Genomic DNA, 12633 nt, shown 5'->3' with positions numbered 1-12633 from the left:
CAACAAAGGACACGCCATGAGCAAAGCACCCTCCAGCCAATCGGCGAACCAGTCTGCGGGCCAATCCGCGGCCCAGTCAGCCGACCGCAAGAAGGGTTCCGGGGTGAAGATGGTCTATGATGTGCTGCGCGATGAAATCATCGATCTTTCGCTCGCCCCCGGCAGCCCCATCGATGAGAACCAGCTGGCGGAACGCTTTGCCATGTCGCGCACGCCGATCCGAGAAGCGCTGGTGAGACTTGCCAGCGACGGCTTTGTGACGACGCTGCCCAACCGCTCGACGGTGGTTTCGAATATCGACTTTCTAAGCCTGCCCGCCTTCTTCGACGCTATCACCCTGATGTATCGCGTCACGACACGGCTTGCCGCGCGCCACCGCACCAAAGCCGACCTCAAGATCATTCGCGCCCATCAGGAAGATTTTGCCAGGGCCGTGCGCGCCCAGAATGCTCTGGACATGATCTCGACCAACCGCGATTTTCACGCGGCGATTGCCGAAGCCGGACGAAACCCGTTCTATACGAGTTTTTTCGCGCGCCTTCTCGATGAAGGCCGCCGCCTGCTGCGCCTTTATTATTCGTCTTTTTCGGACCAGCTGCCGGAACAATATGTGACGGAGCATGAAGACATGATCCGCGCCATTGAGGAGCAGGATGTCGAAACGGCCGACAGGCTCGGCAAAGCCCATGGCGACCAGATCGTGCAGCAGATCCGCAAGCTGATCGCCGAGGACCGGCGTGACGTCATGGAACTCTGATTACCCGCCATTGACCAGCGCGAGCACAAGCTGCTGCACATTGCCGCCATTGCCCATCTCGACACGGTCGAAATCACGGCCCTGCGCGCGCTGCACGGCAACCAGATCGGTGATTTCCTTGATCAGCACCTTGCGTATTTTCTGACATTTCGGGTCATTGGGCACGGAAAGTCCGACCGTGCGGCGCACGATTTCGCGCGTCATGTCCTTGGCGCTGTCGCCATGCACCAGCTCGTGCTTGCGGATGCCCTCGATGAAAACGTCCCAGTTTTCGCGCACCGGTGACGGCAGCTTTTCCGACGGCTTCGGCAACGTATAGGTGATCTTCAGCTTCGGTTTGGCAGACAGGATCGTGCAGGCATTGTTGCTGTGATCGAATGTGCGATCCCAGGTCAGCACGTAGCTCGTATGGGCGATCACCCGTCCAATGCCGATCTTCGGCCCGCGCTGGCCTATGGACCGATAAAGGTCAATGCCTGTCTGCCCGGTAATGGCGTAAGGTTTGACCTCTTCGACCGCTTTCCAATCGTCCTCGGCATAAGCGGGGACAGCCGCGAGCAGTGCAAGAATTGCCAGTCCAACGATTTTCTTCACGACCACTCCGTCACTGAAATACCAGCGACAACTTACAGGACCGGATTGCTTTCCAGAAGCCATGCATTTTGTTTCAATAACCTATTGTCCACAGTGACGGAATTCGAAGGTGATTGACTCCCGCAAGCCGTCATCGTTTGATCGCACAATGCATGGGGGTTCTGCGGGCGGCATTTTGCCGGAGCAAGGAAAAACCATCTCACCAAACATAGAAACTGGAGTTGCGTTGTGCTCAAATCCACCAGACGGGGAATAATTCATCTTGCCTTTGCTCTTGCCGCCACCACGGCATTGGGCACTTTCGCCACGGCGGCGGAAGCCAAGGACAAAATCCTGCTCATCATCAATGGCGCGCTCGGCGACAAATCGTTCTTCGATTCCGCCGCCAAGGGCATGAAGATGATCAAGGACAAATATGGCGACGAGGTCGAGACCAAGATTCTCGAAATCGGCGACGATCCGACCAAGTGGGAGCCGGTCTTCCTCGATGCGTCCGAACAGGACTGGGACCTGATCATCGGCGGCACCTACCAGATGTCGGAAACCGTCGGTTCTGTCGCCAAGCAATATCCGGACAAGAAATACGTGCTTTACGATGCCAGCGTTCCTTATGAGGAAGGCGGCTACGACAATGTTTATTCCATCCAGTACAAGCAGAATGAAGGCTCCTATCTCGGCGGTATGCTGGCGGCTTCGCTGCTGAAGGACGGCAAGCTCGGCGATACGGGCAAGAATCTGGGCTTCCTCGGCGGCATGGATATTCCGGTCATCAACGACTTCCTCGCAGGCTACATCGCCGGTGCGCAGGCGATCACGCCGGATGTGAAGATCGCCATTTCCTATGCCGGTTCCTTCATGGATGCCGCCAAGGGCAAGGAACTTGGCCTCGCACAATATCGCTCCAACGTGGCGCTCGGCTTTGTGGTCGCGTCGCAGACCGGCCTCGGCCAGCTTTCGGCTGCCAAGGAAACCGGCAAATATGTTCTCGGCGTCGATTCCGATCAGGAAGCGATCTTCAAGGACAGCGACCCGGCCATCGCCAAGCAGGTTGTCAGCTCCGTTCTCAAGAATGTCGATGTCAGCCTTTTGCAGGCCTATGACCGCTTCAAGGCGGGCGACCTGCCCTTCGGCAAGGCGGAAGCGCTCGGCCTGAAGGAAGGTGCGGTCGGCATCGTGACGGACGGCAACATGGCCACCATGGCCAGCCAGGAAACCAAGGATGCCATCAAGAAGGCTTCCGACGAGATTTCCGAAGGCAAGATCACGGTTCCGACCGGTTTTGGCCTCAGCACCGAAGATCTCAATGCGATGCGCAACAAGGTTCGCCCTTGATCGTGTCAAACTCAGCTGAAAAACATGAAGGCGGCGATGCAATCGTCGCCTTCCGCGATGTGAGCAAGGTCTATCCGAACGGCACGGTCGCGCTCCGCGACGTGTCGTTTTCGATCCGCGCCGGATCGATCCATGCCATTTGCGGCGAAAACGGCGCGGGCAAATCGACGCTCATGAAAATCCTGTTCGGCATCGAGAATGCCACGGCGGGAGAAATCGTCATCGATGGCCAGCATATCGCGTCCTGGTCGCCGGAAGACGCCGCGGCACAAGGCATCGGCATGGTGCATCAGCATTTCTCGCTGGTGCCGACACTGACCGTGACGGAAAACATTATTCTCGGTCATGAGCCGGTGAAGGCCGGACTGATCGACCGCGTTGCCGCACGCAAAATGGTCGATGACCTGATGCAGCAATATGATCTGCATGCCGACCCGGATGCGATCACGGGCGCGCTGTCCGTGGCTGCACAACAGAAGGTCGAAATCCTGAAGGCGCTGGCGCGCCGCACCCGATTGCTGATCCTCGACGAGCCGACCGCCGTTCTCTCTCCGCCGGAGATCGAGGAACTGATGCGACGGCTGAAAAGCCTGCGCGACGACGGCATCACCATTCTTTTCATTTCACACAAGCTGAACGAAGTGCGCGAGCTGGCTGAAAGCGTCACCGTGCTGCGCGCCGGTGCCGTTACCGGTACGGAAAAGCTTGCCGACGTGCCGGACGACGCCATCATGCAGATGGTCATGGGCCATGCGGTCGACATCCCAAAACGCGCCCACAAGACCGGCCCGACCAGAACGGTCCTCGCCATGAGCGGCGTGACGACCAAAGCGCCCGATCCAGCCGACCGCATCAACGATATCAGCCTCACCATTGGCGCAGGCGAAATCGTCGGCGTTGCGGGTGTGGATGGCAGCGGCCAGCGCGGCCTCGTCTCTGTCCTGTCCGGTCTGGCGGAAGCTGCAAACGGCACTATCAGCCTGAACGACGCGGATATGCTGCGCGCCGATACCGCAAGCTGGCGCAAAAAGGGCCTTGCCTACCTTCCCGCCGACCGTTTTTCGCAAGGCGGCGCGCCGGGCCTGTCTCTGGCGGAAAATGCAATCGCCGGAACCGACCGCAATCCCGATACCGATAGAGGTCCTTTCCTGCGCTGGAACGCGATCAAGACGCGCGTGCAGGACATGATCAAGCGCTATTCGGTGCGCGCTGGCGCAATCACAGAGCGGCTCGATTCGCTTTCCGGCGGCAATGCGCAAAAGCTGATTGCGGCGCGCGAACTGGCAACCAATCCGAAATTTCTCATCGCCGATCAGCCGACGCGCGGCATCGACGTTTCGGCGGCGGCTTTCCTGCATCGCCGCATCGATGAAGTGGCGCAAGGCGGCTGCGCGGTGCTGCTGGTCAGCGCCGATCTCGACGAATTGCTGCGCCTCAGCGACCGGGTTGTCGTGCTCTTCAACGGGCGCATCGTCGCCCATCTGGAAAACGGGCCCGACATCACGCCTGCGACGCTCGGCCCCTACATGCTCGGAACCAAGGTGGCTGGCTGATGCATAGATTTCTGGCTTCCCTCGTTCCCTTCTTCCTGACCGTGCTGGTCATCGCCGTCATCATGGCTGTGCTGCTGGTGCCGCTGGCGCTGATGCAGGACGACCCGGTGGCGATCCTGAAGACGTTCTTCCTCGGCCCCTTCGGCAGCATTCGCCATATGGGCAATATGGTGGAAGCGGCAACGCCGATCATGCTGACCGGCCTTGCCATCACCATCATGTTCCGCTCCGGCCTGTTCAATCTCGGTGCGGAAAGCGGTTTCTTTCTGGGCGCACTCGGCGCGGTTACCGGCGCCGTGCTGATCCCGTCGCTCGGCTGGTTCTCGCTGCCTGTCGCCATTCTGTGCGGCGCGGTTGCGGGCAGCTTTGCCTGCACCATTCCGGCGGCACTGCGCCTGCGCTTCGGCGCATCGGAAATGGTGACATCGCTGGTTCTGAACTATGCCTTCCTGTTTCTCGGCCTGTTCGTGCTCAATTACGTCATCCGCGATCCGGCGGCGGGCGGCATGATGTCGTTGAAAATTCCGCCCGAGGCGAAGCTTGACCGGCTTCTGGCGGGCACGCGCCTCAATAGCGGCTCGATCATCGCCATTCTCGCCTGTATCGCTGGTGGTATCTGGCTCTACTGGACGCGCTCCGGTCTCGATATCCGTATTGCGGGCTCCAGCCCCGGTTTTGCCAACCATCTCGGCCTGCCGCTGAAAGGCATCATCATGCGGGCGCAGATCGTCGGCGGTCTAGTGGCGGGCATGGCAGGTGCGCTTGAAGTGCTGGGGCTTCATGCGCGCTTTTCGTGGCTTGATCTGCCGGGCTATGGCTGGACCGGTCTTGTCGTCGCCATTCTGGCGCGCGAAAATCCCTTCCTGCTGATTCCGGCGGCCCTCTTCCTCGGTTTCGTTCAGGTCGGCGGCGATCTTCTCGCCCGCAATGAATATTCCGACCGAAGTGGTGGGGCTCGTGACAGCGGCTATCATGGTGGGCTCGACCGCAAGCGTCATCCACAATCACCCGACCGTGCTGCGCCTGATCCGCAATTTGCGTAATCGCAAAGACGGGCAGGCCCAAGAACGACAGATTGGAGAACACGCATGAGCACAGTTCTCGCCCAAATTCTCGATCCGTCCTTCATCGGCACGATCCTGCGTGTGGCAACCCCGCTTCTGCTGGCAGCGCTTGGCGTGATGATTTCCGACCGCGCCGGTGTTCTCAACATCGGCATGGAAGGCATGATGCTTGTTGCGGCGCTCATCGCCGTGCTGTCCAGTGCCGCAACGGGAAGCCCCGCCATCGGCCTTCTGGCCGCGCTGATTGCTGGCGCGCTTCTCGGCTGGATCATGTCGGTTTCGGTCAACCGTCTCGGCACCGACCTCATCATGACCGGCATTGCGCTCAATATCGCGGCGGCGGCGGCAACCACGCTCGGCCTTTATCTCGCCACCGGCGACAAGGGCATGTCCGGCGCGTTGAAAAGCGGCACGCTGCCTAGCCTGCCGGTGCCTTTCATCGGCAATATCCATGTGCTGACCTTCGCAGCCCTTCTGGCCGTCCCGGCGGTCAGCCTTTTGATGATGCGCACCCGCTTCGGCCTGCATCTGCGCGCCACCGGGGTCGATCCCAAATCGGCGCGGGCGGCGGGCATTCATGTTGGGCGCGTGCAGATGCAAGCGCTGGTGCTTTCCGGCATCTTCGGCGGTGCGGCGGGTGCCTATCTCTCGCTTGGCTATGTCACCTGGTTTGCCCAGAACATGACCGCCGGTCGCGGCTTTATCGCGATTGCAGCCGAAGTGATGGGACAGGGAACAGCCTGGGGCACGCTTGCCGCAAGCCTTGTGCTGGCTGCTGCGGAATCGCTCGCCATCACGCTGCAAAGTCTCGGACTACCGTTCGAACTGATGCAGATGATCCCCTATCTCGTTCCGGTCGTCGTGCTGACGATCCATGCCGCCCGCAAGCAGCGGCGCGCACGGCAATTAAAGAACTCCTGACATGCATGAAAATGAGAAGAACATGAAGGCTTGGGAACTGACCCGCGATCTGCTGCGCGACACCAAACCCGTGGTGCGCACGGCGGAAGAACAGACATGGGATGCAAGCTCCGTCATGAAGGCGCAGGACGATCGTATGGCCATGTTCTGGAAAAGCAATGTACCCGGATCGGCAGCACCTGAATGCCTAATGGCAGGCGCGCTGCAGTCACTCGAAAACAAGGGCTATGTGCTGGAGCCTTATGCGGAGCTTCTCAGCGACGGGCTGGCAGCACTTGAGCGCGGCGACTTCGAAACGCTTTACCGCATCGATATGCGCCTGCGCGTGCTGATGCGGGCAGCAACGCCTGACCCGAACCATATCTCGCAGAAGACGGTGCGATATGCGTCGTGGGAGCAGTTCGACGCTGCGGTGCAATGGCCGGATGATGTGCCCTACGCTGTCCATTCCGACGATTTTCGCGACCGCACCGCAGCCGCATGGATGGCGCAGCTGGTGGGCGCGGCAGCTGGAACCGCACTTGAAGGCTATACGGCTGAAAACATCATGGCGGTGTTCGGCCCGATCCGCGATTATGTGCGCGAGCCCAACACCTATAATGACGATATCACCTTTGAGATCGCCTTTCTGGAAGCCTTTGGCGACAAGGGTTCCGCCGTCACCAGCCGCGATATTGCCGAACGCTGGACTTCATTGATCCCGCTTGGCTGGTCGGCAGAGGCCATCGCGCTTTCCAATATGCGCCGCGGCCTGACGCCGCCGGAAACCGGCACATCCGACAATCCGTTCGATGAATGGATCGGCGCGCAGATGCGCGGCACCATTTGCGGCATGGTCGTGCCCGGTCGCGCCCGCGAAGCCGCCCGCCTTGCCTGGATGGATGCGGAGATTTCCCATGCCGGTAACGGCATTCTGGGTGAGGTGTTCAACGCCGTCATGGCGGCGCGCGCTTTTGCGGTAAAGGACACGCGCGAACTGCTCGTCTCAACGATTGCGCTGTTTTCAACTGACACGGAATATGCTGCGGTTCTGGCCTTCGCGCTCGATGCCTGCCATTCCGCAGCCAGTTGGCAGGATGCATGGGCGAAATGCGATGCGGAATATGCCGAATATAACTGGATCCACGTCTATCCGAATGCGGCGGCGCAGGTCATCGCCTTGTGGTTTGGTGAAGGCGATTTCGACCGCACGCTCGAAATCGTCTGCGGCATCGGGCACGACGTTGACTGCAATGCCGCCCAGATCCTGAGCATGATCGCCATCCAGCACGGCTCCGGTATCATCGCCGAACGCTGGTCGAAGCCGCTGCTGGCCGACGACATCGTCACCTATATGCGCCGCCCGGCGAAAATCTCTTTCGAAGCGCTTGTCGACCAGACAGTCGATGCGGCGCGCAACGCTCTTTAAATCCCCTATTAGGAACCCTATCATGGCCCGTAAAATCATTATCGATACCGATCCCGGTCAGGACGATGCCGTCGCCATTCTGCTGGCCTTGGCAAGCCCGGAACTGGACATTCTCGGCATTACCGCCGTTGCGGGCAACGGCCCGCTGGCGCGCACGGAAATCAATGCGCGTACCATCTGCGAAGTGGCGAAAAAGCCGGACACCAAGGTGTTTGCGGGTTCCATCCGCCCGTTGGTGCGCCCGCTCGTGACGGCTGAAAACGTGCATGGCAAGACCGGCCTCGACGGCTATGACCTGCCCAAGCCGACCATGCCGCTGCAGGCGCAGCACGGCGTTGATTTCATCATCGAAACGCTGATGAAAGAGGAGCCGGGCACCGTCACGCTTTGCCCGCTTGGACCGCTGACCAACATCGCCTCCGCACTGATCCGCGAACCGAAGATCGCCGAGCGCGTCAAGGAAATCGTATTGATGGGCGGCGGCTATTTCGAGGGCGGCAACATCACGCCTTCAGCTGAATTCAACATCTATGTCGATCCGCATGCCGCAGCGGTTGTGTTCAAATCCGGCATCCAGATCACCATGCTGCCGCTCGATGTCACGCACAAGGTGCTGACCACCGAAAAGCGCATTGCCGCCATTCGCGGTCTCGGCACCCATGTCGGCGAAGTGGTCGCGGCATGGCTCGAATTCTTCGAGCGCTATGACGAAGCGAAATACGGCACCGATGGCGGCCCGCTGCATGATCCGAACGTGATCGCCTATCTGTTGAAGCCGGAGCTTTATTCCGGTCGCCACTGCAATGTTGAAATCGAGATCAATTCGGAACTGACGATTGGCGAAACTGTCGTCGATTGGTGGGAAGTGACCGACCGCCCGAAGAACGCGCTCTTCATCAAGGATGTCGATGCGGATGGTTTCTTCGCGCTTCTGACGGAACGTCTGGCAACGCTCTGATTGAAAAAAGCCGCGCTGGTCCAACCAGCGCGGCTTTCTGTTGGACGACGGAAACTCAGGCGCTGGCGATCAGTGCTTCCACTTCGTGCGCGGTCGGCGCTGCCGCACCAGCACCTGCCCGGGTGACTGCTATTGCGCCTGAGGCGGACGCAAACCGCACACAATCATGCAGCGACTTTCCTGCCGCATAGGCGACCGCGAAACCGCCATTGAAACTATCGCCAGCCGCGACCGTATCCACGACCTTGACCTTGAACGGCTCGAAATGTCGAACCTCATCCGCCGTGACCAGCAGCGCCCCACGACTGCCGAGCTTGAGAATAACGGTCTTGGGGCCGCGTTCCAGAAGATTGCGGCCTGCCGCTTCCGCCGAGGCCAGATCGGTCGGCTCGATGCCGGTGATTTCAGCAGCTTCTGTCTCGTTCGGTGAAATGATGTCGCAAAGCGCGATCAGGTCCGCCATGCGGCTGGCATCTCCAACCGGAGCCGGGTCGAACAGCACCTGCCCGCTTGAAGCCCGCACGGCTTTCGCAACCGCCAGATTGACTTCATGCGGAACTTCGCGCTGTAAAAGGGTGATCTTCGCTTTGGCAATATCGGCAGCATAGGCGTCGATATCGGCTGCCGACCAATGCGCATTGGCGCCCGCGCAAACCGCAATCGTGTTCTGGCCCGCCTCATCGACCTGAATGATCGCCATGCCCGTATCGACGCCATTCGTGATACGCACGCCATCCGTATTGAGGCCAAATTCCTGCATCTGCTTGACGGCGAGGTCACCGAAGGCGTCATTGCCGACCGCGCCGACGAAGCGCACATCGCCGCCAAGCTTGGCGACAGCCACAGCCTGATTGGCGCCCTTACCGCCGAGACCGATGCCATACCCCGATGCATTCACCGTCTGCCCGGGACGCGGCAGCGCCGCCATTCGCGCACTGACATCCACATTCACACTGCCGAAAATGAAAATCTCCAACGGCTTCCTCCATAGAAGTTTTCGGTACCATAACGGCCAAAGAAGGAAACTTCCATGGCGGTACTTCCGTCGTGCACAGACAGTAGGCACCGGGCATCCGGCAGCGTGATGTCATCATGATCGGACTGGAATATTTTTCCTCTATTCTGCGGGCAATTATGACGCTATTTTCCGGCGTCTTTTATGAGGGAAAAATGACCGACAATTCGCCCGTTCGCCGCAATATTCTTATCCTGACGATGGCGCAGGCGCTCGGCGCGTCGAGCCCGCCTATCGTCATCTCGCTTGGCGGCCTTGTCGGGCAGAAATTGTCGTCCGATCCAGCCCTCGTCACCCTGCCTGTCAGCCTGTTCAATCTGGGACTGGCACTCGGCACATTACCTGCCGCGTTTTTGATGCGGCAGCTCGGACGACGCAATGCCTATATGATTGGCGCGCTTGTCGGCGCGGCGGCGGGGCTTGTCGCAGCCGCGGGCATCTTCTCCGCCTCATTCCTGATCTTCTGCCTTGGCACGCTGACGGCGGGTCTCTATGCCGCCTATGTGCAGAGCTATCGCTTCGCCGCCGCAGACGCCGCCAGCGGCGACATGAAGGCCAAGGCCATTTCCTATGTGATGGTCGGCGGGCTCATCGCCGCAATCGTCGGGCCGCAGCTGGTGATCTGGACGCGCGACACGATACCCGACGCCATGTTCGCCGGTAGTTTCCTCAGCCAGGCAGTGCTCGGCCTCATCGCCTTGCCGGTCTTGTCCCTGCTGCGCGCACCCAAGGCTGTCAAAGCGGCCAATGCCAGCAATGACACCGGAAGACCCCTGATCGAAATTCTGAAAATGCCGCGCTTCATCCTGTCTGTCGCGGCTGGTGTCTGCTCCTACGCCCTGATGACATTCGTGATGACGGCTGCACCGATCGCCATGGTCGGTCATGGCCATTCGGTGGATCATGCAGCGCTTGGCATTCAATGGCATGTGCTCGCCATGTTCGGACCAAGCTTTTTCACCGGCAAGCTGATCGCCCGTTACGGCAAGGAAAAGATCACCGCGCTCGGCCTCGTCCTGATTGCCGGGGCGGCAGCCGTTGCACTGGGCGGGTTCGATGTCGGCCATTTCTGGATGGCGTTGATCCTGCTTGGCATCGGCTGGAATTTTGGCTTCATCGGCGCAACCGCAATGATCACCGACTGCCACACGCCCGCCGAGCGCGGCAAGGCGCAGGGCGCCAATGATTTCATCATGTTCGGCACGGTGGCCTGCGCGTCGTTCTTTGCGGGGTCCTTGCTGCACGCTTCCGGCTGGGAAACCATCAACTGGCTGGTTTTCCCGGTTGTCGCACTGGTGCTTGTGCCGCTTATCCTGCGCCTGAAGCCGAAGGTCGTGACACAATAGCCAGCTTTACAAATAAGCACACGAACGTGACTTGGACTTAGTTTCGCCAGAAGCTATCTATTTTACTGAAGAGCACCGATCCGATTCAGTTGGGTCGGTGCTCTATCTTTCTTTTTAAAAGCTATAACGCGACGCCGTATATTCGGGTTCTTGAGTGCCGGACGAACCGCTGGAACGAGACTATGATCAACGATCTGACTGACGAAATCTTCTGGCTGTTCACCATCGGTGTCTGCATTCTGTTCATTATCCGCCTGATCTCGCCACCGCCAGCGATGCGCAGCAAAGCATCCGGCCAGCCGCTTCCGCGCCCACGTTGGCGTTCGCGTCGCCGCGCTTTCCGTGAACGCTGGATGGCGCGCAGCAAGGCGGAGCGGCCTTAAAAGGCGGACAACGTCTCAACGCATAAAGATGAGCGCCATGCCGACGACGGCAAAAACCGCGCCAAGCCACGCGCCCGCGGCTGGGCGCTCGCCCGTCCTGAGCCAGAGCAGCGGCAAGATGATGACCGGCGTTGTCGCCGATATGGTCGAGACGATGCCCGCCTTGCCGCCCGACAAGGCAAAAAGCAGCAAGGTCATGCCGATGCCGAGCGACAGAAAACCAGTCAGCGCGGTTATCGCTCCTACCCGCCAGTTCAGCGGATTGCGCGGCTTGACGGCGGCGAAGGGCAACTGCATCAAAATCGACAGACATATGGCGGCAGTGCCCACCCGCAACATGGATCCGACAAACGGGTCTATGCCCGTTTCCATCACCGGGCGCGCAATGATCGAGCCAATGGCCTGACCGAGCGCCGACAGAAGCCCGAGGCCTATACCGACCCATAGCGATCCCTTGATCGTTTCCCATGGATGCAGCTGCGTTGCGCGCTTGCCGAAGAAAATCGCCAGCGAAACACCCAAAACCGTGATAATAATGCCGAGCACGGCGGTCAGGGACAGGGTTTCACCCAGCACCAGCCAGCCCAGCAATGCGGTCATTGGTGCGTTCATGGCGAACAGAATTCCAGAGCGGCGCGGTCCGAGCCTGTTCAGTGTGATGAAGAGCAGAGTATCGCCCAGAAAAATGCCGATAAAACCGGAAAGCATCAGGGGCAAGACAACATCGCCGCTCAGCTGCTGCCATTTTCCAGTCGCGATGACATAGATGGCAAGCAGGCTCGTCACGAATACTTGGCGCACGCGATTGAAGGCAAGCGCGCCCAGATGACCGGCTGGCCAGGCGGAGATGAGGCCCGTCAGTGCCCAGCAAGTTGCTGCGCCAGCGGCAGCCAGCTCATAGATCGGCATGTTATTCCTGCTATTTTCCCAAATCCGGCGTCTATTGCGCCGCTCCTCCGGCGCGCCAAACACTATGCCGCTTTCTATCGGGGCAGGTAAATGTCGTCTATTTCATTCTCGTGAACTGGCTATCACTGAAATCGAACAATGAAAGCAATGTTATTCTATATACGCAAAACAATTGCTTCTTTATGTGGGACTGCCTGTCTTCATGATGGTCTCGAGCAAGAAGTCACAAAATGCCTTCTGTTGAGCTAACGCCGATGTAGCGCCCATGGAGGTTTCGACAATCTGCTAGGTGGCACGAGTTTTTGAATACGTGTCCCTTCGACGCCCACTTTATTGGCGGCGCTTAAACGCCAAAAGCCCCGCATTTTGATGCGGGGCTTTTGTATTGATTTT

11 protein-coding genes and 1 pseudogene are annotated in these 12633 nt (G+C 59.4%); 9 read left to right on the top strand and 3 right to left on the bottom strand.

What is annotated here, in order from left to right; genetic code table 11:
* Positions 1-109: 109 nt before the first annotated feature.
* A complete protein-coding gene (locus JAU75_RS23605; RefSeq protein WP_247880608.1) occupies positions 110-757 on the top strand; it encodes a GntR family transcriptional regulator in 648 nt (215 codons plus the stop codon).
* Here JAU75_RS23605 and JAU75_RS23600 read toward each other — a convergent pair whose 3' ends face one another.
* The gene (locus JAU75_RS23600; RefSeq protein ID WP_247880607.1) at positions 758-1333 is read right to left on the bottom strand and encodes a DUF922 domain-containing Zn-dependent protease; all 576 of its coding nucleotides are present in this window, start codon (positions 1331-1333) and stop codon (positions 758-760) included.
* Positions 1334-1579: 246 nt separating this feature from the next.
* Here JAU75_RS23600 and JAU75_RS23595 point away from each other — a divergent pair, with 246 nt between their 5' ends.
* The 6 genes and pseudogenes from JAU75_RS23595 (at position 1580) to JAU75_RS23570 (ending at position 8587) form a co-directional block, all read left to right on the top strand.
* Positions 1580-2683, top strand: a complete 1104-nt coding sequence (locus JAU75_RS23595; RefSeq protein ID WP_199058914.1) for a BMP family ABC transporter substrate-binding protein — start codon at positions 1580-1582, stop codon at positions 2681-2683.
* A gap of 2 nt (positions 2684-2685) precedes the next feature.
* Positions 2686-4236 carry an ABC transporter ATP-binding protein gene (locus tag JAU75_RS23590; RefSeq protein ID WP_199058913.1) on the top strand — a complete coding sequence of 517 codons (1551 nt, stop codon included), beginning with the start codon at positions 2686-2688 and terminating at the stop codon, positions 4234-4236.
* Positions 4236-5328, top strand: a pseudogene (locus tag JAU75_RS23585) (ABC transporter permease). Before JAU75_RS23590 ends, JAU75_RS23585 begins: the two are co-directional and overlap by 1 nt.
* Positions 5325-6221, top strand: coding sequence for an ABC transporter permease (locus tag JAU75_RS23580; RefSeq protein ID WP_199058912.1), 897 nt, complete (start codon positions 5325-5327; stop codon positions 6219-6221). Before JAU75_RS23585 ends, JAU75_RS23580 begins: the two are co-directional and overlap by 4 nt.
* Position 6222: 1 nt before the next feature.
* Entirely contained in the window at positions 6223-7629 is a 1407-nt protein-coding gene (locus JAU75_RS23575) for an ADP-ribosylglycohydrolase family protein (RefSeq protein WP_199058911.1), read from the top strand.
* 22 nt (positions 7630-7651) lie between these two features.
* Positions 7652-8587: a nucleoside hydrolase gene (locus tag JAU75_RS23570; RefSeq protein ID WP_078339011.1), complete on the top strand. Its 936-nt coding sequence runs from the start codon at positions 7652-7654 to the stop codon at positions 8585-8587.
* Positions 8588-8642: 55 nt separating this feature from the next.
* Here JAU75_RS23570 and rbsK read toward each other — a convergent pair whose 3' ends face one another.
* Positions 8643-9515 carry a ribokinase gene (rbsK, locus tag JAU75_RS23565; RefSeq protein WP_247880606.1) on the bottom strand — a complete coding sequence of 291 codons (873 nt, stop codon included), beginning with the start codon at positions 9513-9515 and terminating at the stop codon, positions 8643-8645.
* 242 nt (positions 9516-9757) lie between these two features.
* Between rbsK and JAU75_RS23560 the strand changes: the two genes are divergently transcribed.
* Both JAU75_RS23560 and JAU75_RS23555 read left to right on the top strand, forming a co-directional pair.
* Positions 9758-10948, top strand: a complete 1191-nt coding sequence (locus tag JAU75_RS23560; RefSeq protein WP_199058909.1) for an MFS transporter — start codon at positions 9758-9760, stop codon at positions 10946-10948.
* Positions 10949-11130: 182 nt separating this feature from the next.
* Entirely contained in the window at positions 11131-11331 is a 201-nt protein-coding gene (locus tag JAU75_RS23555; RefSeq protein WP_199058908.1) for a hypothetical protein, read from the top strand.
* Positions 11332-11346: 15 nt separating this feature from the next.
* On the opposite strand, the gene JAU75_RS23550 is transcribed toward JAU75_RS23555, so the two are convergent.
* Positions 11347-12240, bottom strand: coding sequence for a DMT family transporter (locus JAU75_RS23550; protein ID WP_199058907.1), 894 nt, complete (start codon positions 12238-12240; stop codon positions 11347-11349).
* Between the last annotated feature and the right edge of the window lie 393 nt (positions 12241-12633).

Origin of the sequence: Ochrobactrum sp. Q0168 (genome assembly GCF_016427605.1) — a bacterium.
Taxonomy (GTDB): Bacteria; Pseudomonadota; Alphaproteobacteria; order Rhizobiales; family Rhizobiaceae; genus Brucella.
This window is presented reverse-complemented; position numbering and strand designations above follow the sequence as displayed.

What these genes read in the sequence shown, in the direction of transcription:
- JAU75_RS23555 (WP_199058908.1), top strand. Translation starts at nt 11,131, where the DNA reads ATGATCAACGATCTGACTGACGAAATCTTCTGGCTGTTCACCATCGGT.
- rbsK (WP_247880606.1), bottom strand. Translation starts at nt 9,515, where the DNA reads ATGGCGGCGCTGCCGCGTCCCGGGCAGACGGTGAATGCATCGGGGTAT.
- JAU75_RS23560 (WP_199058909.1), top strand. Translation starts at nt 9,758, where the DNA reads ATGACCGACAATTCGCCCGTTCGCCGCAATATTCTTATCCTGACGATG.
- JAU75_RS23575 (WP_199058911.1), top strand. Translation starts at nt 6,223, where the DNA reads ATGCATGAAAATGAGAAGAACATGAAGGCTTGGGAACTGACCCGCGAT.
- JAU75_RS23550 (WP_199058907.1), bottom strand. Translation starts at nt 12,240, where the DNA reads ATGCCGATCTATGAGCTGGCTGCCGCTGGCGCAGCAACTTGCTGGGCA.
- JAU75_RS23570 (WP_078339011.1), top strand. Translation starts at nt 7,652, where the DNA reads ATGGCCCGTAAAATCATTATCGATACCGATCCCGGTCAGGACGATGCC.
- JAU75_RS23580 (WP_199058912.1), top strand. Translation starts at nt 5,325, where the DNA reads ATGAGCACAGTTCTCGCCCAAATTCTCGATCCGTCCTTCATCGGCACG.
- JAU75_RS23605 (WP_247880608.1), top strand. Translation starts at nt 110, where the DNA reads ATGGTCTATGATGTGCTGCGCGATGAAATCATCGATCTTTCGCTCGCC.